Origin of the sequence: Geobacillus vulcani PSS1, from assembly GCF_000733845.1 — a bacterium.
Classification (GTDB): domain Bacteria; phylum Bacillota; class Bacilli; order Bacillales; family Anoxybacillaceae; genus Geobacillus; species Geobacillus vulcani.
The window spans coordinates 2,589,523-2,612,045 of sequence record NZ_JPOI01000001.1; the positions used below are offsets into that span (position 1 = coordinate 2,589,523).

Sequence of the window (22,523 nt, forward strand, 5' to 3'; positions counted from 1 at the left end):
TGAGGTGAATCGCGATGGAACAACGATCAAAGCAACCAATCACCTATCGCTTTCCTGCCGGATTTTGGTGGGGAAGTGCGACATCCGCGACGCAAATCGAAGGAGCGGCAAACGAAGGGGGGAAAGGGAAGAACATTTGGGATCATTGGTATGAACAAGAGCCTCACCGCTTTTTTCAAGGCGTCGGCCCGGAGGTGGCATCTGATTTTTATCATCGCTACAAAGAGGACATTGCGTTAATGAAGGAGATCGGCCATAATTCATTCCGGTTTTCAATTTCATGGTCGCGTTTGATTCCAGATGGGGTTGGTGAGGTCAACCCGGAGGCGGTGCGGTTTTACAATGCGGTCATCGATGAATTGCTGGCGAACGGGATTGAACCGTTTGTGAATTTATACCATTTTGATATGCCGCTGGTGATGCAAACCATTGGAGGATGGGAAAATCGTGAAGTGGTCGATGCTTATGCCCGCTATGCTAGCCTTTGTTTTCAACTGTTTGGCGATCGGGTGAAAACATGGTTTACGCACAATGAGCCGATTGTTCCTGTAGAAGGCGGGTATTTGTACGATTTCCACTATCCGAATGTGGTTGACTTCCGCCGTGCCGTGCAGGTGGCTTACCATACGATGATTGCCCATGCCAAAGCGGTTGCCGCCTTCCGCAGGGCGGCGATACCGGATGGAAAGATCGGCATCATTTTGAATTTAACGCCATCTTATCCGCGCAGCCAACATCCGGCTGATGTGAAAGCGGCGCATATCGCTGATTTGTTGTTTAACCGCAGTTTCTTGGATCCTGCGGTAAAAGGAGAATACCCGCAAGATTTAATCGAGCTGTTGGCTGAATACGGCTTTTTGCCCGTGACGAAAGCTAACGATCGCGAACTTATCAAAGAAAATACGATCGATTTGCTTGGCATCAACTACTATCAACCGCGCCGCGTCAAGGCGAAAGAAAATATGCCAAATCCGGACGCCCCGTTTTTGCCTGAACGGTTTTTCGATTACTATGCCATGCCGGGGCGGAAAATGAACCCGTATCGTGGTTGGGAAATTTATGAAAAAGGCATTTATGATATTTTAATCAATATCAAGGAAAACTATGGAAACATTGAGTGCTTTATTTCCGAAAACGGCATGGGCGTTGAAGGAGAAGAACGGTTCCGTGATGAAAGCGGCATGATTCATGACGACTACCGGATTGAATTCATTCGCGAGCATTTAAAATGGGTGCATCGCGCGATTGAAGAAGGAGTCAATGTGAAAGGCTACCATCTTTGGACGTTTATGGACAATTGGTCGTGGACCAATGCCTATAAAAATCGGTATGGGCTCGTGGCAGTCGACTTGGAGAACGGTTTGAAACGAACGATTAAAAAAAGCGGTTATTGGTTTAAATCGTTGGCAGAAAACAACGGATTTTAAACGGAAAGCAAGGCGTCCTGGGCAGCGGGGCGCTTTTTGTCGGTTGGGAGAACGGAGCGGCAAAGCAAAAGCGGTGAAGGAGAAAGCCGCATTGGCTATTGTGCAAACAGATGATTGTTCGTACAATGAAAATAGGACAATGACGAGGGATGAAAACGATGCCAAAATATGAGCAAATTTCTAACGAAATACGCAGACGAATTAAAGAGGGAGTGTATTCCCTAGACGAGCCGATTCCTGATGAAATCTCGCTCGCTGAGGAGTTTGGCTGCAGCCGGATGACCGTGAAACGGGCGCTTGATCTGCTTGTGTCCGAAGGGCTGTTGTATCGAAAGCGCGGCCATGGCACGTTTATTGTGAAATCCGCGATGCTTGACGGACTCGTTAACGTCGTCAGCAACGAGACACTCGGTTTGACAGGTGTACTGAAAGGACGCGAGGTAACAAGCAAAATCATTGCGTTCGAAGTGTTGTTTCCGTCCGATGAAGTGGCGGCCCATTTATGCATCGACACGAACACGCCGGTGTACCACTTAATCCGCCTGCGCAATGTGGATGGCGAACCGTACGTCATTGAGCGGACGTATATGCCCGTCCATTTGATCCCGGGGCTCAATGAAACGGTGCTTCATGGCTCGATTTATCGTTACATCACTCACGAACTCGGCTTAACGATTGCAGGGTCGCACCGAAAGATCCGCGCAGATAAACCGAATGAGCTCGATCAGCAGTACTTGCAGTGCGCACCCGACGATCCGGTATTGGAATTGGAACAGGTTGGTTTTTTGAACAATGGAGAGCCCTTTGAATACTCCTTTTCCCGTCATCGGTACGACAAATTTGTCTTCGTCACCGTCAGCACCCGCCGCTAAACGGCGCCTGCCTTTGCGATCACATGAGGCAGGCGCGTTTTGTTTGCTGTTCAGGGCTGTTCTTTCCGTCTTTCTTCTAGGAGGCTGGTGATTTAATCGTGAATACGGCTTTACCATTTCATTTCTCAATTAGAAAAACCTTGTTGCATCGATCCTGCTTTTCGCCCATTCCCCCCATTGAGTAAGGGAATCAGCCGTTTTTCACCGCCCTCCTAGAAGGCCGGTGATTTAAGGGGAAATACTGCTCTCCAACAGTGTTTCTCAAATTGAAAAACCTTGTAACGTCATCATTTCATTCCTTGTAATTTCCCACAAATCGAGCGAATCTGTTGTTTTTCACCAGCCTTCTAGAGAGTTGGTGGTTTATTGAACGCTCTCCCACCTACGCTAACGCTTAGAGGTGGGAGATTCTTGGGAACACCCGCCCCACGGCAGGCTATGAACCAAGCCATCCCCGTGCGTCCCACGGTTCGACTGCCTTACAACGACAGCAAACGAAGCCCTTCCTGCAAAAACCCGATCGTTTGGTTGATCAGCTCCGCTTGTGTTCGGGTGGGATACAGCCTGGGGCAGGGGGCGAAATGGAACTGGACCTCAGTATGCGCGTCTCCCGACTGGTCATGCAGCGATTTTTTCTCCTTTTTTCTCCATTTATAATGGCGCTCGATCGATTCCATAATGTAAATGGATAGAACGAGCAGGGGAAGGATGCCGCCAATGAGAAGCAAAGCGACGCAGTGGCTGTTGTCTGTATGGGGACTGATGGATCCGCTCTATTATGCATGTTCCCGCCTCGAATATGCTGGTGGGAAAGAGAACGGCTGCCGTTCCATTTTCCGCGTCCGTTTGCTTCGATACAAGGGTGAAACAATTTACCTTTCAGACGGAACGACGATCGCGGCCAATGACTGGCTGTTGAAAATTCACCTTCATAATGTTCGTCTGCTTCGCGAACTGATGCAGTATCGAAGCGATATTCAAAAAGGACGTTATATTTTCGAACAAGTGAAAGCCGGTTTGCCGCATGTCGCCCATCATCTTTACCATCACGAACAGTCCTCCCGCATAAAAGGGATCATCGGCGTGACCATGTTAAACAAAGGATGTGAGAGGCTCGGATTTGATACCGTGGACATTGGGAATTCATTTTACCGTTGGTTTAAAATGGCATCCCATTGGCCGATGATGACATTGGCTCAACACCGTCTAGTGCCGCTTGTCCGCCCGCCGAAGTATTTGTTGATGTCAAAAGAAAAGCTGTTTTCGCTATACGGCTGCCATCTCATCCACTAACTCCCTCTTTCTTCTCTCCTCCATTTCACTATAATGGGTATCGAGGGAGGAGAGAAGACGATGACATTCTTTTTTGTCGTTCTTGCCATTTTGTTATTGCTTGCTTTGGCCATTCGTAAAGCCCACCGCAACACGTATGAAGCGGTTTTGCATAAAGTCCAAGTTGGCGGCTGTTCAGAGGATGGGGACGGAGCCCTTCGGATTTTGCAGCTATCGGATTTGCATCTTGAAAAACTGTCGATCCCCCCGGACGATTTATACAACAAGCTGAAAGACGAAGCGATCGATTTGATCGCGTTGACGGGCGATTTTTTGGACCGTGAGGAAAGCATCGTCAAGCTCGGTCCGTATTTGGCCGCGCTGAATGCATTGAAACCGACGTACGGCATGTATGCGGTGTTTGGCAACCACGATTACGTGCTTCAAGGCGAACCGTTCGAGCGCTTGAAAACGACGCTTGAGGCGCACGGCTGCGTCGTCTTGCAAAACGAGACGAAAACGATCACGGTCAACGGTCAAACCGTCAATATCATCGGCATCGATGATTTTTACACGGGGCGCAGCGACATCAAAAAGGCATACGCGGGCGTGAAAGACGGCATCAACCTCGTGTTGACGCACGATCCAGACATCGTGCCGCATATGAAAGATTATCATTTTGACTATCTGTTGTCGGGTCATTTCCACGGCGGGCAAATTCATTGGCCCAAGCCGTACCATTTGGCGAAAATGAGCAAAACGCTCACCGAGCGGAACATGATCAAAGGTTATCATGAATGGGAGGGAAAACCGTTTTATATCAACGAAGGGCTTGGGCAAACCGGGGTGAACATTCGGATCGGCTCGAAGCCGGAAGTGACGCTCCACTTGTTGGCGCTGCCGTCCCGAAGAGAAGCGGTGAAAGCTGTCTAATGGGCAGCTTTTTATTTTTTAGGGTAGGAAAGCGGTTTCTTTTGCGCGTGCCACCATGCGGCGCGCTTTTTGTGTGGACTCGTCTCCCTGTTGTTGGGGGAAAATCAACGACCGTTTGCATAGACAAGGGAAACAGTCGCCATACTTTTTAAAGAAAGGAGTGAATGGTCAATGGAACCGTCGTGGAAAGCTCTCTTGCCATTTTTAGTTGTTATCCCGATTTCGATTTGGACGAAGCAAGTGATTCCTGGACTGTTTGTCGGGCTGTTGGTCGGAAGCTATTTGTTGACGCCGTCGCTGCTGGGCGGATTGCGAACGATGCTTCATTATGTCGTCGATAACTTGATGCAGACGAACAACATTCGCATCATCATGTTCTTATACGTGTTCGCCGGTCTTGTCAGCATGATCAAATATACCGGTGGAATCAAAGGATTCGTCCATCTCGTCAGCAAAAAAGTGAAATCGGCCAAAGCGGCCATGCTGCTGACATGGATCTCGACGATGGTGACGTTTAGCGACCCCGATTTTCGCATCGTCACCGTCGCGCCGATCATGAAGGCGCTGCGCAAACGGCTTGGGCTGTCGTCCCAGCAAATCGGCTTTGCCATTGAGGTGACATCCAACCCGGTTGTCGCGCTGATCCCAATTGCCACTGCGTTCGTCGGCTATATGGTGTCGGTCATCGACAAGGCGCTCGATACGGCCGGCATCGGAGCGGAGCCGTACATCGTGTACGTCCGAAGCATTCCGTTTAACTTTTTCTCGTATGCCATTATTGCCGTCGGGCTGTACTACAGCTTTTTTGTCTACTCGCGCAAAAAACAGGCGGAGGTCAGCAAAGAGCGGGGGATGAAGCCGATCCAGCGCTGGAATGAGCGTTTGGCACTCGAAATGGCGGAAGAACAGCGGCCGGCTGACCATCCGCCCAACGAAGCGCAAGGGGAAGAAGGAGACGCGATGCAGACATGCCCGCGCGCTTATCAAAAAGAAACGCCGGTCAGGCCTTGGAATTTGATCGTTCCCCTTTCGATCGTGCTTGTTTTGACGTTGTTTTTAAGCTGGTGGGACGGTCACCGCGGGGCGAGAACGTTTTGGGAGGCGTTTTTGCAAAGCGATGCGCTCGGGGCGATGTTGGAGGCGCTGCTGTTTACGGTCATGATCACCGTTGCGTTCTTCCTTTGGCAGCGATTTCGATTGACGGATTTGTTGACTCATTTTGTCAAGGGCGGCAATGAACTCATGTCCGTCATTTTGATGCTGGCGCTCATTTGGGCGCTGTCAGCTGTGGCGGAGGATTTAGGGTTTTCGCAATACATTACGGGCCATGTTAAAGAATGGATTCCACCGTTTTTTGTCGCCCCGATTTTGTTTTTGCTTGGCGCCGTCATTTCCTATTTCATCGGCTCGTCGTGGGGGACGTGGGGGATGTTGATGCCGCTTGGCGTGACGCTCGCGAGCCAAGCGGGAACGAACATTTTGCCGGTCATCGGCGCGGTGTTTGCGAGCGGGACGTTCGGGGCGTTCGCGTCGCCGCTCAGCGACAATACAGTGACGCTGTGCACCATTTTGGATTTGCCGGTAATGGAATACGCGCGCACAAAGTTGATTCCATCGTTGATCGCCGCCGGCATCGCCGCCGTTTTGTTCGGCGCTACGTCATTTCTTTTGCATTAGCGCTGCTGTCGTCCTCCCCTCCTTCCATGATACACTAAAAGAAAAAAGGAAGAGAGGGGAACGGCGATGGGGGAGGCGGAACGGCAGCTTGACGAGCTCAGCCAATGGCAAACGGAAGATGTTGCCGCGCAGCTGGAGCAGTTGAACGAGCGGCTCGCTCTGGAGGACGCGTATTACCAGGCCGCAGAAGATGAGAGGGCGCGCGATCGGTATTATCGTCATCTGCCGCTTGACGGGGACGGATTGATGTTGTTTGTCCGCTATCACGAACTGGTGGCGCGCACCCATAAGCGGCGGCTGCCGTATTTTTTCAGCAAGGACGAATATTTGTACACATGGGTTGACTTGCAGCCGGACGGAACGGTGCGAAGCTTGTACTCCGGCGAGCGAAAAGACCCGAAGATGTTGATCGTCCAAGATGTCCAAACGATGAAACGGCGCTACGATGAATTTCGCCAGTTGTTGAAAAAAATGAAGCATGGGCTCGGCGATGTGCATGAGCGGGTGAAAACGATCGAGCAGCAATGGAAATTCAATGCCGAACATGTCGTGCCGCAGTCTTGGTTTGGCGCCCGTGAACCGATGAAAGGCGATTTGCATCATTTGTTCGTCTGCCAGCCGGAGTGCAACACGATGCGGTCGAATTTTCCGTATGCGGATTTTCCGTTTTACAATCCGGAAGACCCCGACGAGCAAGTCCAAAACCGTTGCGGCGTTGTCTATAACGGCTATTTCGAGCCGGAGTACGGCAAAGGGACGGCGGCAAGGGCCATGCTGTACTTTTTGCTTCGCTATCCGAAGGCGATCGCAAAGTCGTTTCGGCGCAAAATCGATATTCCGCTCCTTGTCCGTTGGCACGAGCAATTTCCGCCGACGGTGTATGAACATCATCGCAACAGCGCGATTTTTTTCATCCAAGGCAACCGCAACCCGTTCATCGATTTTCCCGAACTGGCGGGGCGAATGGTGTTTCCGTTTGAAGGGACGATGGCAAGCGGAGCGTTTTCTGAATAGCGCTTGGCCGCTTGAGCATGGTGGTGAACAAAAAGCGGTCCCCGGAAGACGAGCGTTTCTGCCGGGAGACCGCTTTTTTGTTTCCTGCCGTTGGATAAGGCGCAAGAGGGAAGGTTAGGCGGAAACCGTCTTGCCATCCGGTGGTTGGCGATCCGCTTGTTTGCGGAAGTATGTGGCGACCATCGGACCGGAAATATTGTGCCAGACGCTGAAAATGGCGCTCGGAACGGCGGCGAGCGGCGAAAAATGGGCGGTCGCCAAGGCCGCGCCAAGCCCGGAGTTTTGCATGCCGACTTCGATGGAAATCGCCTTTTGTTTGGGCGGTGACAGGCGAAACAGTTTGGCAAACCAATACCCAAGCAACAAGCCCAACCCGTTATGAGCAACGACAATAAGAAAAATAAGCAGTCCGCTTTTGGCAATGGCCGCTTGGTTTTGCCCGACGACGGCGGCGACGATGGCCACGATGGCGATGACCGAAACGAGCGGCAGCGCCGGGATGCATGCTTTGACTTGCTTTTGGAACAGCGCCTGGGCGATGAGGCCCAAAACAATCGGAATGAGCACGACTTTGACGATCGACCAAAACAAGGCAGCGGCCGATACGGACAGCCATTTCCCGGCTAAAAGCAAAATGAGCGAAGGCGTCAAAATCGGCGCTAAAATCGTCGAAACAGAAGTGACGGCGACCGACAGAGCCGTATCTCCTTTTGCCAAATACGTCATGACGTTGGACGCCGTTCCGCCCGGGCAGCAGCCGACTAAAATAATGCCGAGCGCCACTTCACGTGAAACTGGCAGAAAGTAAGCGAGCAAAAACGCGACAAGCGGCATGATCAGAAACTGGGCAACGACGCCGATCAACACATCAAGCGGACGTTTGAATACTTCTTTGAAATCATCTGCTGAAAGCGTCAATCCCATGCCAAACATCACGATGCCTAACAGCGGCACAATATACGGGGCGATCCACGTAAACGCGCCGGGAACGAAAAAAGCCAGCGCGCCGAACAGAAGCACCCAGATCGCAAACGTATTGCCGACAAAGTTGCTGATTCTTCCTAGCGTGTTCATTCGAATTTCCTCCTCGAACAAAGATGGGAAAGATATACAAGGAATTATATACATTTTTTTGAAAAGTTCAACTAATAAATCATCAATTTTTGAAGAAATGTTGACAATCTACCATGGTTGCGAAAAAAGTCACTCCCTTTTTCTTCAGTTGTGCTATGATAGGAATTGAGAAAAAGAATCATTATTGGCATCAATAAGCGTAGACAGGGAAATAGGAGGAAAGACGATGGTGCTGACCGATTTGCATAAAGGAGAGACAGCCTTCATCGTCCGTTTGGCTGTTGACAATGAGGCACTGAAACAGCGTCTTCTTCATCTAGGGGTCAAAGAAGGGAAAAGAGTGCGGTTGAAAGCCGCGATGCCGTTTGGCGGGCCGGTGATGGTCGAAGTCGATGGACAGGCCATCGGCTTGCGGCGCAAAGAAGCGTCGGCGATTGAGGTGAAATGATGGCGTACGTAGCACTGGTTGGCAACCCGAACACTGGCAAAACGTCATTGTTTAACCGGCTCTTATGAATATGTTGGCAACTGGAGCGGGGTAACGGTCGAGAAGAAAGTAGGAGTGCTTCGCCAGCACGGCGTGCCGGTCGTTGATTTGCCTGGCATTTACTCGCTCCAGCCGCTGTCCCGCGATGAAGGAGTGGCGACTGATTTCTTATTGATCGAGCCGTGTTCAGTGATCGTCAATATCGTTGACGCGTCGCAGCTTAAGCGCAACTTGCATTTGACGGTTCAGCTATTGGAATTTGGCCGCCCGCTCATCATCGCTTTGAACATGGTCGATGTCGCGGAAAAGCGCGGCGTCAAAATCGATGCCGCCAAGCTGTCGCGCCATCTCGGCGTCCCAGTTGTTCCGGTCATCGCCCGAACAGGACAGGGGACAACAGAGTTAACGCGCGCCATTTTGTCGGCAACAGACGGACACCATTCCGGCTTTTTGATTGATTACGGCATCGAGGTGGAACGCGCGATCCGCCGCATTGCCGAGCAGCTGCCGGATGACATGTCGGGAAATAAGCGTTGGATGGCTCTGCAATTTCTGGAAGGAAACGAGCGCATTGCCGCCTATTTGCGTGACCGCTTCGATTTGTCGCCGCTCTTGGCGATCCGCGAGGAGACGGAACAGGCGCTTGGCTGCCGGGCCGCCCAGCTGATTTATGAAGCGCGCGACCGCTGGATCAGTGAAACGATCGCGGCGGCGGCCATCGAGTTTGCGCCAAAACCGCTGACGCTAACGGAAAAAATCGACGCAGTGGTGACAAACCGCTATGTTGGGCTGCCGATTTTTTTGGCGCTGATGTATATCGTGTTTATAAGCGCGGACAGCGGAAGAGTGAGATGCACGAGGATGGTTTGTCGGCAACTGGGGGTGGGCAGGCGCGCCAAGAATCGTATTTGCGTAGGCGGCAGAGCGCTCCATTGAGGGTAGGGTCTTTTTCACCACCACAATCGATATACATGGCGCTGCTTTTGTCGTTTCTTGTTTCAAAGAATGACGAAAACAAAAAGAATAGAACGCTATTCGTCAAAATTTGTTTGCAGATGGGACAAATGGACTATTTACAAAGGAAGAAAAAAACGGTAAAAATAGAAGTGAGGACGGCAGTTTAGAAAAAAAAGAAAATTCAGTTTATAAGGGGACAGCATCATGGTTTACGATGGAATCATTTTGTCGTTGTTGATCGGCTGGTTTCGCGGCGGCAGCTTCAAAGGTTTGGCTCATATGAAATTGCGCGGCGGTTGGTTGTTTCCGCTGTTGTTGGCGGTGCAGATTGTCGTCTTTTTCCTTCAGGAAAACGTGGCATGGATCGCGAAAATGAGCAACGGCATCTTCCTTCTTGTTTATGTGACCGGATTGGTGTTTTTATGGCTCAACCGCCATCAGCCGGGGTTTCCGGTCATCTTCGCCGGCGTCTTGCTCAACTTTATCGTCATGGCCGTAAATGGTGGACGGATGCCGGTGTCCATCGAAGCCGCCCAATTTCTCGGCCGTGAATACATCGAAGCGTTAAAAGCCGGTTTGTACGGCAAGCACCAGGCGATCACATCCGATACACTTCTGCCGTTTCTCGGCGACATCATTCCGCTGTCTCCGCCGTACCCGCGTCAACAAGTCATCAGCATCGGCGACGTCGTGATGAACGTAGGGGCGTTCTTGTTCATCCAGCATCTCATGCTCAGTGCGCCGCGGCATCGAGCAGATGATGCTGAGAAAGAAACCACGGCCGCTCCTGCGAATCAATAAACTAATTTTTTAAGGGGGAAAAGGACATGAAATTCAAAGCAAAACAAGTGTTAATCAATTTGTTCATCCTTGGTTCGGTGATTGTGGCATTGACGTCGGGGTTTAAACTCATTGAGTAGAAAATAAAAATAATTTATGTTGATCTAAAAAAGAGGGAGGCGATACTCCTTCTTTAAAATTTTTTAGCTGAGAGTGATTTTGGTATGGTTTTTGAACGGTTAAAAAATAAAGAAAAATTATATACTGTTATTGTCTCTCTTTTGGGAATGTATATATTTGCTACAGAGGTTGATATCCATTCCCAATCCTTAAAAGATTGGGTTTTAGTATATATATTGACTGGTGCTGTTGTTTTGTTGAATCTTTTTCCCATTATCTTGCCCCCTAAAGCTAATTCTTTTTCAATGGATTCTGCTGTTTACTTGACCACTTTGTTTTTGTATGGATTGAACTTTACGTTACAGGTGCTTTTTATTTTTAGTGTGATAGAATTGTATCGTAAGCAACGAATGTCTGCATGGAGACATTTATTTAATTTCTCAATGTATTGTTTGATGATATCAGGTGCTTATTACTCATTTTTATTCTTCAATGGGGATATTGGGAAGATCAATGTCCATAACTTGTTCCCTTATTTGATTAGTTTGCTAGTTTATTTTAGTATTAATGTATTATTAATTTTTCTTTTCTTCTATTTTATTGGCCAAGTATTTAAAGGTGCTCTGGAGCTGGGAGTCTTAAAAGAGGCTTGTGTTGGGTATTCAGTAACATTGCTTCTTTCAATGGTTTTAGCCATTTTGTTGTCGGAAGAGAAATATTTTGGCTTGTCCTTATTTACTATTTTAGTAACAATATTATCTGTTGTTTTCAGGAAGTTTTTGGAGTTGTATCAACTAGTGTCTAATCGAGCTAACAAAGACCACCTCACCGGCCTATACAACCACGGCTATTTCAAAGAAACGCTCAAGCAACAGTTTTCTGACTGCAAGATGCTCAAGCAGCCGCTGACGCTGGCGTTTCTTGACTTGGACGATTTTAAAAAATATAACGACCGGAACGGTCATTTGCAAGGCGACCGCTTGTTGACGTTTTTTGGGAAACTGTTGCAAAAAGCGGTGGAAGGGACGAATTTCACGGTCGCCCGCTATGGCGGAGAAGAGTTTGCGATTTTAATGCCCAATACCATGAAAGAAGACGCGTACGTGTTTTTAAACCGGTTGCGCAAAGAAGTGAACGATACATATTTTGAAGGCGTCGAGCATATTCCGTATCGCTGCTTGTCGTTTTCGTGCGGCATCGCTGAGATGGAGAAGGATATGTATGAAAGCGAGGAGCTGATTCATCGGGCCGATCAAGCGTTGTATTACGCGAAGGCGCAAGGAAAAAACAATGTGCAATTGTATGACAAGCACAATATGTGCTTGGATGAGATTAAGTTTAAGCAAGATTTGGAAGCGCTCGAGCAGCAAGTGAAATTTTTTCTTTCCAAAGATGTGTATACATATCGCCATAGCAAACGGGTGTTTAAATATGCGCTCGAATTTGGCAGCCGCCTTGACGGGTTGACCGACCATGAGCGGCAGACGCTCATTTTAGGGGCGCTTATCCATGACATTGGCAAAATTGAAGTGCCGCGCGATATTTTAAATAAGAGCGGAAAGCTGGAAAAGCATGAGTGGGAGATTATCAAAAAGCACGTAACGTGGGGGCGCGAGATTGTGGCGGCGGAGAAGCGGTTTGATGATCTGCTTCCGCTCGTTGAGCTGCACCACGAACGATATGATGGGAGAGGGTATCCGTACGGGCTGAAAGGGGAAGAAATCCCGAAACTGGCCCGCATTTTGTGTATTATCGACTCGTTTGACGCTATGACGACCGAGCGGCCGTACCAGCCGACGAAAACGTTTGAAGAGGCGCTTGAGGAAATCGAACGTTGCGCAGGGACGCAGTTTGATCCGGTGTATGCGGCGAAGTTTATCGCGTTTGTGCGAGAGCGCTATTTGCCGCTGGTGGAAATGCAACAATTGGATTAGGAGGAAGGCACTTGCCGATGGCAAGTGTTTTTATTTTTGGCTTTCCGTGAAAATCCCGCGCCGGCAAGCGGTGATTTTCAATCCTCGGGTGGAGGGCAAACCATTGCCCATGGACCTTTCTGTGAAAAATCAAGCGTTGGTGGGCTGTGATGTTCATGTGCTGGGAGTAGAGAGGAACATTTACTTATGGATGAGGTTTTGATCGATTTTGATTGATTAAATTCTTTATTTGATTGATATTGATAGAAAATGAATGTTTTTGATTGATTTTTTCTCCCTCTTGGCATATGATAGAGTTGTAAGCGATATCGCCGATGATCGGAGGTGGGAATGTGCTGACGGAAGAACGCCACCGCCTCATTTTGGAGCTTTTGGCGCAAAAAGGGGTCATCAAGCTGCAAGAGCTCGTTGACGCGACCGGAGCGTCGGAGTCGACGATTCGCCGTGATTTGACGCAGCTTGAAAATGAAAAGAAACTGCGCCGCGTGCATGGCGGGGCGGCCTTGTTGCAGCAGAAACGCGAAGAGTTAAGCGTATCGGAAAAATCGCTGAAATATATCGAAGAAAAACGGCGGATTGCCGCGCATGCGGCTAGTTTGGTGAAAAAAGGAAACTGCATCTATTTAGATGCGGGGACAACGACGTGGGAAATGATTCCGCACTTGGCTGACAAAGAGGTCATCGTTGTCACGAACGGCGTGATGCATGTCGATCGGTTGCTTGAGCACAACGTGACGACGTATTTGATTGGCGGCATGATCAAGCCGAAAACGAAGGCGTTGATCGGTCGCGGCGCCATCGAGTCGCTGCGGCAGTACCGCTTTGACCAATGCTTCATCGGCGCCAACGGTGTTCATTACGACTACGGCTATACGACGCCGGATCCGGAAGAGGCGTTGGTGAAATATACGGCGATGCAGCTGGCGCAACGTGCGTATGTGCTAGCTGACCATTCGAAGTTGAACGAAAGCGCGTTTGCGAAAATTGCCGATTTGCATGAGGCGGTTTTGATTACCGATCAGTTGGATGAAGATTGGCAGCAGTGGTATCAGGCAAAAACGACGGTAGAGGTTGTGACACCATGATTTACACGTGTACGCTCAATCCATCGGTTGATTATATTGTCCATATGGATGAACTGCGCGTCGGTGAACTGAATCGTGCTTTGAAAACGTTGACATTTCCGGGCGGCAAAGGCATTAACGTGTCGCGTGTGCTCAAACGCCTCGGCGTCGACAGCACGGCGCTCGGGTTTGCCGGCGGATTTACCGGCGCGTTTATCGAAAGCGAGCTCCGAAACGAAGGAATCGCGTGCGATTTCGTTCGTATTCCCGGCCCGACGCGCATCAATGTAAAGCTGAAAGCCGGGATTGAGACGGAAATTAACGGTCAAGGCCCGGTGATCGCCAGCGAGGAGGCTATGCGGCTGACTGCGAAAATCGCGGCGCTTTCCGCTGGTGACGTCCTTGTGCTTGCGGGAAGTGCCCCGCCTTCGTTGCCAGTGGAGGTATATGAACAGCTGGCCGCGGAGGCAGCGAAGCGGCAAGCCCGTCTTGTCATCGATACGAGCGGTTCGGCGCTCGAGTCGCTGCTGGCGTATCAACCGTTTCTTGTCAAGCCGAACCATCATGAGCTTGCTGAGCTGTTTGGCGTCTCTGCACTGACGAAAGAAGAAGTCGTCATCTATGGCCGCCGTTTGACCGAGATGGGCGTTCGTCATGTCATTGTGTCGATGGGCGGCGCGGGAGCGTTTTATTTCGGCGAGGAGGCGGAACTGTTTGCCGAAGCGCCCAAGGGAACGGTCAGAAACTCGGTCGGGGCGGGCGATTCCATGGTAGCGGGCTTTTTAGCCGCCCAAGAGAGCGGAAAATCGCTCGAGGAAGCATTCGCCTACAGCGTGGCGGCCGGAAGCGCGACCGCATTTTCCGAGGATTTATGCACGAAAGAAGAAGTGGAAACGCTCGTCGGCCGTGTCCGCATGATGCATTTATAAGAAACAAAGGGGGAGCGCAAAAATGAACATGACCGATTTGTTGACGAAAGAAACGATCATTCTTCAGCTTCAGGCGAAGACAAAGAGCGAAGTGATTGATGAGTTGGCGGCGAAGCTCGCCGAAGCGGGAGCGGTCAGCGATGTCGAGGCGTTCAAACAAGCCATTTGGGCGCGTGAACAACAAAGCACGACCGGCGTCGGCGAGGGCATCGCCATTCCGCACGCCAAAACGGCGGCGGTCAAGCGCCCAGCGGTGGCGTTCGGCCGTTCAGTCGCCGGCATTGATTACGAGTCGCTGGACGGCAAGCCAAGCCATTTGTTTTTCATGATCGCGGCTCCAGAAGGTGGGGAGGAGACGCATTTGCAGGCGCTGGCCCGATTGTCTTCGCTGCTGATGGATGCGTCGTTCCGCGCTCAGCTTGAAAACGCTTCAAGTGAAGAGGAAGTCATCGGTTTGCTGGCGGCAAAAGAGAGCGAAGGGAACGCATCGTCGCCGCAGGCCGCATCGGCTAGCAGCGGCCGGAAGGTGCTCGCCGTCACCGCCTGCCCGACCGGGATTGCCCATACGTATATGGCGGCGGATGCGCTGAAAGCGAAAGCGGCGGAAATGGGGGTGCCGATCAAAGTCGAGACAAACGGCTCCGATGGAGTGAAAAACGCTCTGACCGCGCAGGAGATTGAAGAGGCAACGGCGATCATTGTCGCAGCCGATAAACAAGTCGAAATGGACCGCTTCGACGGCAAACACGTCATTCAAGTGCCCGTCGCCCAGGCGATTCGTCAGCCGGAAAAGCTGATCGAGCAGGCGTTGCGTCAAGACGCACCGATTTATCGGGCGAGCGGCCAGGCGCGAGGCAGCGCGGGAGCGGCGAAGCCGCGCACCGGTTTTTACAAGCATTTGATGAACGGTGTATCGAATATGCTTCCGTTTGTCGTCGGCGGCGGGATTTTGATTGCGCTTTCCTTCACCTTCGGCATTAAAGCGTTTGATCCGAAAGACCCGTCGTATCATCCGTTTGCTAAATTGTTGATGGACATTGGCGGCGGCAATGCGTTTGCGTTAATGGTTCCTGTGCTGGCCGCATTCATTGCCATGAGCATTGCCGACCGGCCGGGGTTTGCGCCGGGGATGGTCGGCGGTTTTCTGGCGGCGAACGGCGGGGCGGGTTTCTTGGGCGGATTGATCGCTGGCTTTCTGGCCGGGTATTTGGTCGTCGGGCTACGCAAACTGTTCAGCCGGTTGCCGCAGTCGCTTGAAGGGATTAAACCGGTGCTGCTCTATCCGGTATTCGGCATTTTCCTCACCGGCGTCATTATGATGTATGTGGTCATCGATCCTGTCAAGGCGTTGAATGAAGGGCTGAAACATTGGCTTTCCGGCATGGGAACCGCCAACTTAGTGCTGCTTGGCGCGGTGTTGGGCGGCATGATGGCGGTCGATATGGGCGGACCGATCAACAAAGCGGCGTATACGTTTGGCCTGGCGATGATTGAAGCTGGCAACTTTGCGCCGCATGCAGCGATTATGGCTGGCGGGATGGTGCCCCCGCTCGGATTGGCGCTGGCGACAACGTTCTTTAAAAAGAAATTCACGAAAGCCGAGCGGGAAGCCGGAAAAACGTGCTATATCATGGGCGCTTCGTTCATTACCGAAGGGGCGATTCCGTTTGCCGCCGCTGACCCGGTGCGGGTCATTCCATCGATTATCGTCGGCTCGGCGGTTGCTGGAGCGTTGACGATGTGGTTCCATATCGGGCTGCCGGCGCCGCACGGCGGGATTTTCGTCATCCCGATCGTCAAAGGCAGCGCATGGCTTTATATCTTGGCTATTTTGATTGGTTCCATCATAACCGCATTGATGGTCGGGTTGTGGAAAAAAGAAGTGGAAGAATAATAGAAGAAGAGGCGTTTCGCCAAAGGCGGAGCGCCTTTTTTGTTATGGAGTTTGCTATTTTTCTTACCAAATTTTCATGACAATGGTCATTTCTCATGATAAAATGAACGGTTGTAAATGAGAGGAGAACCCATGATGAACACGTTCTTGCAGCTGAATACGATTTTTATCAGCATATTGATTGAATCGTTGCCGTTCGTTGTGCTCGGGGTGTTTGTTTCCGGAGTCATTCAAATGTTTGTCAGTGAAGAGACCGTACAACGGTGGGTGCCGAAAAACCGCTTTTTGGCCATTGTTTATGCCACGTTGCTCGGGGTGTTTTTCCCTTCATGCGAATGCAGCATCGTGCCGATCACTCGGCGGCTCGTCGCGAAAGGGGTGCCGCTTTACGCGGCGGTGCCGTTTATGTTAACGGCACCGGTCATCAATCCGGTTGTGCTGTTTTCGACGTATATCGCTTTCGGAAGCAGTTGGACGATGGTATTGTGTCGGGCGCTGTTCGCTTGCGCTGTCGCCGCCGCTGTCGGCGCCGTGATGGCGATTCGGCATGAAGGCAGCGAGTTGCGCCATGAGCGGCGTGAGATGCCGATGATGCCCCGTACGTGGAAAGAGAAAATGGTCGGCACCCTGCGCCATACGATCGATGAATTTTTTGCGACCGGGAAGTATTTGATCATTGGGGCGTTCATTGCTTCGGCGATGCAAACGTATGTGAAAACGTCGGCGCTTGTGGCGATCGGCAATGGGAAAGTGGCGGCCTCTTTGGTCATGATGGCACTTGCCTTTGTCCTGTCGCTCTGTTCCGAGGCGGACGCGTTTATCGCCTCGTCGTTTCAAAGCACGTTTCCGTTTCACGCGTTGGCCGCGTTTCTCGTTTACGGGCCGATGCTCGATGTGAAAAATACGCTCATGTTGTTCCAGTCGTTCCGCGCCCGGTTTGTGTGGAAGCTGATTGCTTATATCACGTTGTTCGTGTTTGCTGGTTCGCTATTGATCTAGCAAGGAGGTGGCGGCATGATTCGCATGTATATTTTGCTTGGGTTTGCGTTTTTGTTTTTTCATTTATACATTACTGGAGAGTTGAGCAAATACATTAATATGCGGTATTCGTATATTTCGTTTAGTGCGATGTTTGTGTTTGCTTTTTTAACGATTGTGCAATTTGTGCTGGCAAGCCGCAACGAGGAACCGCGCGATCATGGGGAAGAGTGCTGCGGCCATCACCATCATGAGCCGTCCGCGCGCTGGAAGCGGGCGGTAAATTACCTTATTTTTGTTTTTCCGCTGGCTTCCGCCTTCTTGTTTCCCGTTGCGACGCTAGATTCTGAAATCGTAAAGGCAAAAGGGATTCATGTTCCTGGGATGACGGCTGACAGCAGCGATCCGTTTGCCCAGCGTCAGTTTTTGCGTCCGGATACGAGCATGTATTATGGGCGGGACGATTATCAAAATGCCATGGAAAAAGAGCTGAAAAAATACGGTCGTCTTGCTCGCTTGCAGTTGAATGATCAAAACTATTTAAATGTCATGGAAACGATTTATCAGTTTCCCGGTGCATTCGCCGCCCGCGACATTGAATTCACCGGGTTTGTCTACCGTGAGGAAACGACGCGCACCAATGAGGCGTTTCTCCTTCGCTTTGGGATCATTCATTGTGTTGCCGATTCCGGAGTATATGGGTTGCTTCTTCAGTTTCCAAAGACGGTGCCGCTGCAAAATGATGAGTGGGTTCATGTGAAAGGTACGCTATCCACCATGTATTACCAGCCATTTCATATGACGCTTCCGTATGTCAAGGTGACGTCATGGGAGCGGGTGTCCAAACCGAAGGACCCATACGTTTACCGCCAATTCAATGAATAAGAGCGGGCCGCGGACGGAATGGCCCGCTCTTTTCGATAATGTTGCGATCATTCTTTTTACCATGCTTGTTGTTTCTCCGTGGTGACTGCGCCTGTTTGGCTGAACGTATGGTTGAATTGGAAGAGGGCCGTCAACGCTTGGGTGGCATCGAACACCTCGCCGAGCTTCAAGCAAAGCAAGCGCTCCTCTTCCAACCCGCGCCGCCGCCACTCGGTCCATAGGCGGTCGAGCGCCTCTTTCGGCGTGTCATCGGCGAGGCGGAACGCTCCGTAATGCATCGGCACAAACAGGCGAGCCCGGCAGTCCAAAAACGCCTGCACTGCTTCTTCCGGTGTGGTGTGCTGCGGTCCCATAAACCATTCCGGCTCATACGCGCCGATCGGCAAGAGCGCATAGTCGATAGAAAAGCGTTCGCCGATGTCGCGAAAGCCGCGGAAGTAGCCGCTGTCGCCGGCGAAGTAGATGGTGGGGGCGGCGTCTGCCTTGATCACCCATCCGCCCCAGTGCGAGGTGTTCGTGTCCCACAACGTCCGCCGCGTCCAATGTTGGGCGGGAACGAACGTCAAGGACAGACCGCGGAAAGACGCCGTTTCCCACCATGACAGTTCGGTGACATGGCGGTAGCCGCGGCGGCGGAATAGGCGGCCGAGCCCCTCGGGCACGAATATGTGCGGGTCGCCGTGCAAACGGCGGAGGCTGCCGAAATGCAAATGGTCATAGTGGCCGTGGGAAATGAGCACAACGTCTACAGGCGGCATCTTATCAAGCGGAACACCGGGAGCCGTCAAGCGTTTGGCCGCGCCCATCCAATTCGCCCAGACGGGATCGGTGACGATGGTGATGCCATGAAGTTGAACGACAAAAGTCGAATGGCCGACCCAGCAGAGCTGCGGCCGTCCGTTCGGCTTCTGAAGCCGCTCGTATTGAGGGGGTGAAACATGCGGCACGACATAGGACAAATCTTTTTGTTTTTGTTTCCGCTCCCGCTGCCAACGGCGAAAATCGGCCCATGTTTTGTGCGTCGAGACGCCGTCTAAGTTTTCATAGCGCTTCGCCAACGGTTTCTCACTCCATTTTTTTGCGTTATTATTATTTAGAGTAGCAAACCTTTCTTGCGAAATACAAAATGTTTGCCCAGGCAGGTGGTGGAATGTATGCTTCGTTCGTTTACAATCCGCACAGCAAAGCGGGATGAGATGATCGACGTTACTTCATTCGTCGAGGAGACGGTGCGCCAGGCTAACGTGACCGAAGGGGTCGCTGTTGTCTATTGTCCGCATACAACGGCTGGCATCACCATTAACGAAAACGCGGATCCGGATGTCAAGCGCGACATGATGCGCCGCTTTGATGAAATCTATCCATGGGAGCATCCGCTTGATCGCCATATGGAAGGAAACACGGCTGCCCACATGAAAGCGAGCACGGTTGGTGCCTCGCAGCACGTCATCATTCATGAAGGCCGCCTGCTCCTTGGGCGGTGGCAAGGGGTCTATTTTTGCGAGTACGATGGGCCGCGCCAACGCACGTTTTACGTGAAAGTTATTAGAGGATGAAACCATAATTATATTATGTAAATATTAAAATAAGAAAAAACGATGGCTGAATCATATCGTCAGCCAATGGGAGAAAGCATAGAAAAGCCCCGGGCGAATCGTTTGCCCGGGTTTTTCTATTGGCAAAAAGCCGGCTGGCGTCGCAATCTTACGCCAGCGTCGTTAAAATGAGCGGTCCGTTTTTCGTAATGGCGATCGTATGTTCATATTGCGCTGAATACGAGCCGTCGATCGTCCGCGCCGTCCAGCCGTTCGGATCCATTTTGCTTTGCCATGCCCCCATGTTGACCATCGGTTCGATCGTGATGACCATCCCTTCCTTTAAACGCATCCCTTTTCCTTTTTCACCGAAGTGGGGGACATACGGCTCTTCGTGGATCGTCGGGCCGATGCCGTGTCCGGTGAAATCGCGGACGACGGAAAAGCCGTGCGCTTCGACGTACGTCTGAATGGCGTGGCCGATGTCGCCGATTCGATTGCCAAGAACCGCTTGCTCGATCCCTTTATAGAGCGACTGTTCGGTGACGTCAAGCAGCTTTTTCACGTCTTTGCCGACGTCGCCGACGGCGTACGTCCAGGCGGAATCGGCGAGCGCTCCACGCAAATTGACGACAAAGTCGATCGTGACGATATCGCCTTCTTTCAGCGGCTCATTGCGCGGAAACCCGTGGCAAATTTCATCGTTAATGGAAGCGCATGTTGCATACGGATAGCCGCGGTATCCTTTTTGTTCCGGTTTGGCGCCGTATTTGGCCAAAAACGTTTCGACGAACCGGTCGATGTCCATTGTTGTGACGCCCGGTCTGATGCGCTTGGCAATCTCTTGATGACAGGCGGCCAAGAGTTTCCCCGCCTCGTGCATCAATTGAATTTCCCGTTCGGTTTTGACGTGAATCATGCAACTGTCTCCTTTTCCTCGATGTGTTTCGCTTCGATAGTATTGTAGCAAAAAGAACTGTGATGTGAAACCGCGGCGATCCGTTCTGAACTGGGGATCTATTCCAAGATTTCACCCCAAAATAGTATGCGAAAGGGGCGACGAAAGGAAAAGATGACCGAAAAAAAGAAAAGCCCCTTTGATGGGTGGGCATCCAGAACTTCGATATGCTGGTCCTTGTCTGCAAAAGCTTTTACGGCTGGTCTCTGCTATGTCACAAGGCGGCAAACAGCTGTTTTTCTTTATCGGAAATCGCCGCGGAAGAAGGAGACGGTGCGAGCGGCAAATAAATGGACACCGTTGTCCCTTTATGTACTTCGCTTTCGATGAGGATCGTTCCGTTCATCGATTCGACGATGCGGTAAACGACCATCATCCCGAGCCCAGTGCCTTTGGCGCCTTTCGTCGTAAAATACGGTTCGCCAAGTCGATCGAGCTGTTCTTTCGTCATGCCGATGCCGGTGTCAGCAATGCGGATGAGCACACGGCCGCTGTCAATGGAGACGAACACTTGCAGGGTCCCGCCGTTGGGCATCGCTTCGATGGCGTTTTTCATCACGTTGAGCAGACATTGGCGGAATTTTTCGCGCTCACCGATGACGGAAAAGGGGGCAAGCGTCGCTTGAATATTGACGCAGCTCATATTGGCGAGCGGGCGGAGAATGTCAATGACCCGCTCGATCTCAAGTTTCACGTTCAGCTTTTCCGGCGTCTCGGGCGCCGGCTTGGCGAACGTTAAGTAATCGGTGATGATCGCTTCCGCTCGATCAAGCTCCTCAATGGCGATGCGCGCATACTGGCGGCGTTTATCGGCAGCGAGCGGCTGCTCTTCGATCAGTTGGATAAACCCACGCGCCGCGGTGAGTGGATTGCGAATTTCATGGGAGATGGAGGCGGCCAAATGGGTGACGGCTTCCATTTTCTCGGCGCGAATCACTCGTTTGCGCAGCGCGATGCTATGATGCATCATTTCCCAGAACGAACAAACGACGAGCATGCTGATGGGCTGCACAAACAAAAAGATGAGTGCCACGGAAGGCGGAGGGGAACCCGCGGCCGCCATCCACTCCGCCATGGCGATGGTCAATAGACCAGAGCCGAAGCTGAGTGAGGTAGCGAGCAACGTGCGCTGTTTGGACGGCATTCGGATGAACCGTTTGGTTAATAAACTGCTCGTTGCAGCGATGGCGATGGAAACGACGGTGGTGACAAAGACACCAGCTCCGCCGAACAGCGCGCGGTAGGCGATCGCCGTAAACGCTAAAACCGTCGCTGCCCCAGCTCCGCCGTACAGACCGCCAAGCCATAACGGAACTTGCCGCAAGTCAAAGATGAAATCACTCTCTGCTCCGACCGGAAGGGTGATGCATAACACGATGACGACGGCGTAACAAATGGTCGGCAAATAAAGGCGGAGCCGTTGTCCTCCCTTCTCCCGATCCATACAGAGGGGAACGAGAAACACCGGCAGAAGGATGAAAAACAAGTTGAGCAAAAAGTCTTTGAAAATATTCAGCATCGCGGCACCTTCTTTCCCATCGTCAAGCTGCATAGGCAGAATTTCTACAAAACTTGCGAATATATTACATTGTAACCGGAAACTGCCCCGCATGTTAAGGTCGAATTCATAGCCTTTTTTTGATATAAATCTTGTTTTTTCGACAAGAGCAGGGAAAAAGAACTATTTTCTATTTATCAGAAAACAACTGTTCATTATTTTTAAATTATTCTGT

20 protein-coding genes and 1 pseudogene are annotated in these 22,523 nt (G+C 51.2%); 16 read left to right on the forward strand and 5 right to left on the reverse strand.

Features of this window, described 5'->3' with window-relative positions; translation table 11 throughout:
- Window positions 1-14: 14 nt before the first annotated feature.
- The 6 genes from N685_RS0113870 to N685_RS0113895 all read left to right on the forward strand — a co-directional run bounded on the left by N685_RS0113870 (window position 15) and on the right by N685_RS0113895 (window position 7,195).
- Window positions 15-1,427: a glycoside hydrolase family 1 protein gene (locus N685_RS0113870; protein ID WP_031409295.1), complete on the forward strand. Its 1,413-nt coding sequence runs from the start codon at window positions 15-17 to the stop codon at window positions 1,425-1,427.
- 158 nt (window positions 1,428-1,585) lie between these two features.
- The gene (locus N685_RS0113875; protein WP_011231345.1) at window positions 1,586-2,299 is read left to right on the forward strand and encodes a GntR family transcriptional regulator; all 714 of its coding nucleotides are present in this window, start codon (window positions 1,586-1,588) and stop codon (window positions 2,297-2,299) included.
- A gap of 717 nt (window positions 2,300-3,016) precedes the next feature.
- Window positions 3,017-3,592 (forward strand): YkoP family protein, encoded by a 576-nt coding sequence (locus tag N685_RS0113880; protein WP_031409298.1) that lies wholly within the window; start codon window positions 3,017-3,019, stop codon window positions 3,590-3,592.
- A 60-nt stretch (window positions 3,593-3,652) separates the two neighbouring features.
- The gene (locus N685_RS0113885; RefSeq protein WP_031409301.1) at window positions 3,653-4,504 is read left to right on the forward strand and encodes a metallophosphoesterase; all 852 of its coding nucleotides are present in this window, start codon (window positions 3,653-3,655) and stop codon (window positions 4,502-4,504) included.
- 171 nt (window positions 4,505-4,675) lie between these two features.
- Window positions 4,676-6,181 carry a Na+/H+ antiporter NhaC family protein gene (locus tag N685_RS0113890; protein ID WP_031409303.1) on the forward strand — a complete coding sequence of 502 codons (1,506 nt, stop codon included), beginning with the start codon at window positions 4,676-4,678 and terminating at the stop codon, window positions 6,179-6,181.
- 66 nt (window positions 6,182-6,247) lie between these two features.
- Window positions 6,248-7,195 carry an endonuclease I family protein gene (locus tag N685_RS0113895; protein WP_031409305.1) on the forward strand — a complete coding sequence of 316 codons (948 nt, stop codon included), beginning with the start codon at window positions 6,248-6,250 and terminating at the stop codon, window positions 7,193-7,195.
- A 114-nt stretch (window positions 7,196-7,309) separates the two neighbouring features.
- Here N685_RS0113895 and N685_RS0113900 read toward each other — a convergent pair whose 3' ends face one another.
- The gene (locus N685_RS0113900) at window positions 7,310-8,269 is read right to left on the reverse strand and encodes a bile acid:sodium symporter family protein (RefSeq protein WP_031409307.1); all 960 of its coding nucleotides are present in this window, start codon (window positions 8,267-8,269) and stop codon (window positions 7,310-7,312) included.
- A 226-nt stretch (window positions 8,270-8,495) separates the two neighbouring features.
- Between N685_RS0113900 and N685_RS0113905 the strand changes: the two genes are divergently transcribed.
- The 3 genes and pseudogenes from N685_RS0113905 (at window position 8,496) to N685_RS0113915 (ending at window position 10,514) form a co-directional block, all read left to right on the forward strand.
- Window positions 8,496-8,717, forward strand: a complete 222-nt coding sequence (locus tag N685_RS0113905) for a FeoA family protein (protein WP_031409308.1) — start codon at window positions 8,496-8,498, stop codon at window positions 8,715-8,717.
- A pseudogene (locus tag N685_RS18465) lies at window positions 8,717-9,584 on the forward strand (FeoB small GTPase domain-containing protein); the annotation flags it as partial. The gene N685_RS0113905 and the pseudogene N685_RS18465, both read left to right, overlap by 1 nt.
- Before the next feature lie 333 nt (window positions 9,585-9,917).
- Window positions 9,918-10,514, forward strand: coding sequence for a DUF5317 domain-containing protein (locus tag N685_RS0113915; RefSeq protein WP_031409310.1), 597 nt, complete (start codon window positions 9,918-9,920; stop codon window positions 10,512-10,514).
- Window positions 10,515-10,686: 172 nt separating this feature from the next.
- On the opposite strand, the gene N685_RS20105 is transcribed toward N685_RS0113915, so the two are convergent.
- Window positions 10,687-10,887: a hypothetical protein gene (locus N685_RS20105; RefSeq protein ID WP_237746908.1), complete on the reverse strand. Its 201-nt coding sequence runs from the start codon at window positions 10,885-10,887 to the stop codon at window positions 10,687-10,689.
- Window positions 10,888-10,918: 31 nt separating this feature from the next.
- Between N685_RS20105 and N685_RS0113925 the strand changes: the two genes are divergently transcribed.
- The 6 genes from N685_RS0113925 to N685_RS0113950 all read left to right on the forward strand — a co-directional run bounded on the left by N685_RS0113925 (window position 10,919) and on the right by N685_RS0113950 (window position 18,297).
- The gene (locus N685_RS0113925; protein ID WP_237746909.1) at window positions 10,919-12,547 is read left to right on the forward strand and encodes a bifunctional diguanylate cyclase/phosphohydrolase; all 1,629 of its coding nucleotides are present in this window, start codon (window positions 10,919-10,921) and stop codon (window positions 12,545-12,547) included.
- A gap of 332 nt (window positions 12,548-12,879) precedes the next feature.
- Complete coding sequence (locus tag N685_RS0113930; protein WP_031409314.1) at window positions 12,880-13,632, forward strand: DeoR/GlpR family DNA-binding transcription regulator; 753 nt, start codon at window positions 12,880-12,882, stop codon at window positions 13,630-13,632.
- Window positions 13,629-14,540, forward strand: coding sequence for a 1-phosphofructokinase (gene pfkB, locus N685_RS0113935; protein ID WP_031409316.1), 912 nt, complete (start codon window positions 13,629-13,631; stop codon window positions 14,538-14,540). Before N685_RS0113930 ends, pfkB begins: the two co-directional genes overlap by 4 nt.
- 22 nt (window positions 14,541-14,562) lie before the next feature.
- Complete coding sequence (locus N685_RS0113940; RefSeq protein WP_031409318.1) at window positions 14,563-16,434, forward strand: PTS fructose transporter subunit IIABC; 1,872 nt, start codon at window positions 14,563-14,565, stop codon at window positions 16,432-16,434.
- A gap of 132 nt (window positions 16,435-16,566) precedes the next feature.
- Window positions 16,567-17,433: a permease gene (locus tag N685_RS0113945; protein WP_031409320.1), complete on the forward strand. Its 867-nt coding sequence runs from the start codon at window positions 16,567-16,569 to the stop codon at window positions 17,431-17,433.
- A 15-nt stretch (window positions 17,434-17,448) separates the two neighbouring features.
- A complete protein-coding gene (locus N685_RS0113950) occupies window positions 17,449-18,297 on the forward strand; it encodes a TIGR03943 family putative permease subunit (protein WP_031409322.1) in 849 nt (282 codons plus the stop codon).
- A gap of 56 nt (window positions 18,298-18,353) precedes the next feature.
- Here N685_RS0113950 and N685_RS0113955 read toward each other — a convergent pair whose 3' ends face one another.
- A complete protein-coding gene (locus N685_RS0113955; protein WP_031409324.1) occupies window positions 18,354-19,355 on the reverse strand; it encodes an MBL fold metallo-hydrolase in 1,002 nt (333 codons plus the stop codon).
- A 96-nt stretch (window positions 19,356-19,451) separates the two neighbouring features.
- Between N685_RS0113955 and N685_RS0113960 the strand changes: the two genes are divergently transcribed.
- The gene (locus tag N685_RS0113960; RefSeq protein WP_031409325.1) at window positions 19,452-19,853 is read left to right on the forward strand and encodes a secondary thiamine-phosphate synthase enzyme YjbQ; all 402 of its coding nucleotides are present in this window, start codon (window positions 19,452-19,454) and stop codon (window positions 19,851-19,853) included.
- Between the two features lie 148 nt (window positions 19,854-20,001).
- Here N685_RS0113960 and map read toward each other — a convergent pair whose 3' ends face one another.
- Entirely contained in the window at window positions 20,002-20,751 is a 750-nt protein-coding gene (map, locus tag N685_RS0113965; RefSeq protein WP_031409327.1) for a type I methionyl aminopeptidase, read from the reverse strand.
- A 253-nt stretch (window positions 20,752-21,004) separates the two neighbouring features.
- On the reverse strand, window positions 21,005-22,309 hold the full coding sequence (locus N685_RS0113970; RefSeq protein WP_031409330.1) for an ATP-binding protein: 1,305 nt from the start codon (window positions 22,307-22,309) through the stop codon (window positions 21,005-21,007).
- Between the last annotated feature and the right edge of the window lie 214 nt (window positions 22,310-22,523).

Bases quoted from the DNA above. Each gene is read 5' to 3' on its own strand.
- N685_RS0113870 (WP_031409295.1), top strand. From the start codon at position 15: ATGGAACAACGATCAAAGCAACCAATCACCTATCGCTTTCCTGCCGGA.
- N685_RS0113875 (WP_011231345.1), top strand. From the start codon at position 1,586: ATGCCAAAATATGAGCAAATTTCTAACGAAATACGCAGACGAATTAAA.
- N685_RS0113880 (WP_031409298.1), top strand. From the start codon at position 3,017: ATGAGAAGCAAAGCGACGCAGTGGCTGTTGTCTGTATGGGGACTGATG.
- N685_RS0113885 (WP_031409301.1), top strand. From the start codon at position 3,653: ATGACATTCTTTTTTGTCGTTCTTGCCATTTTGTTATTGCTTGCTTTG.
- N685_RS0113890 (WP_031409303.1), top strand. From the start codon at position 4,676: ATGGAACCGTCGTGGAAAGCTCTCTTGCCATTTTTAGTTGTTATCCCG.
- N685_RS0113895 (WP_031409305.1), top strand. From the start codon at position 6,248: ATGGGGGAGGCGGAACGGCAGCTTGACGAGCTCAGCCAATGGCAAACG.
- N685_RS0113900 (WP_031409307.1), bottom strand. From the start codon at position 8,269: ATGAACACGCTAGGAAGAATCAGCAACTTTGTCGGCAATACGTTTGCG.
- N685_RS0113905 (WP_031409308.1), top strand. From the start codon at position 8,496: ATGGTGCTGACCGATTTGCATAAAGGAGAGACAGCCTTCATCGTCCGT.
- N685_RS0113915 (WP_031409310.1), top strand. From the start codon at position 9,918: ATGGTTTACGATGGAATCATTTTGTCGTTGTTGATCGGCTGGTTTCGC.
- N685_RS20105 (WP_237746908.1), bottom strand. From the start codon at position 10,887: ATGGGAAAAAGATTCAACAAAACAACAGCACCAGTCAATATATATACT.
- N685_RS0113925 (WP_237746909.1), top strand. From the start codon at position 10,919: ATGGATTCTGCTGTTTACTTGACCACTTTGTTTTTGTATGGATTGAAC.
- pfkB (WP_031409316.1), top strand. From the start codon at position 13,629: ATGATTTACACGTGTACGCTCAATCCATCGGTTGATTATATTGTCCAT.
- N685_RS0113940 (WP_031409318.1), top strand. From the start codon at position 14,563: ATGAACATGACCGATTTGTTGACGAAAGAAACGATCATTCTTCAGCTT.
- N685_RS0113945 (WP_031409320.1), top strand. From the start codon at position 16,567: ATGATGAACACGTTCTTGCAGCTGAATACGATTTTTATCAGCATATTG.
- N685_RS0113950 (WP_031409322.1), top strand. From the start codon at position 17,449: ATGATTCGCATGTATATTTTGCTTGGGTTTGCGTTTTTGTTTTTTCAT.
- N685_RS0113960 (WP_031409325.1), top strand. From the start codon at position 19,452: ATGCTTCGTTCGTTTACAATCCGCACAGCAAAGCGGGATGAGATGATC.
- map (WP_031409327.1), bottom strand. From the start codon at position 20,751: ATGATTCACGTCAAAACCGAACGGGAAATTCAATTGATGCACGAGGCG.
- N685_RS0113970 (WP_031409330.1), bottom strand. From the start codon at position 22,309: ATGCTGAATATTTTCAAAGACTTTTTGCTCAACTTGTTTTTCATCCTT.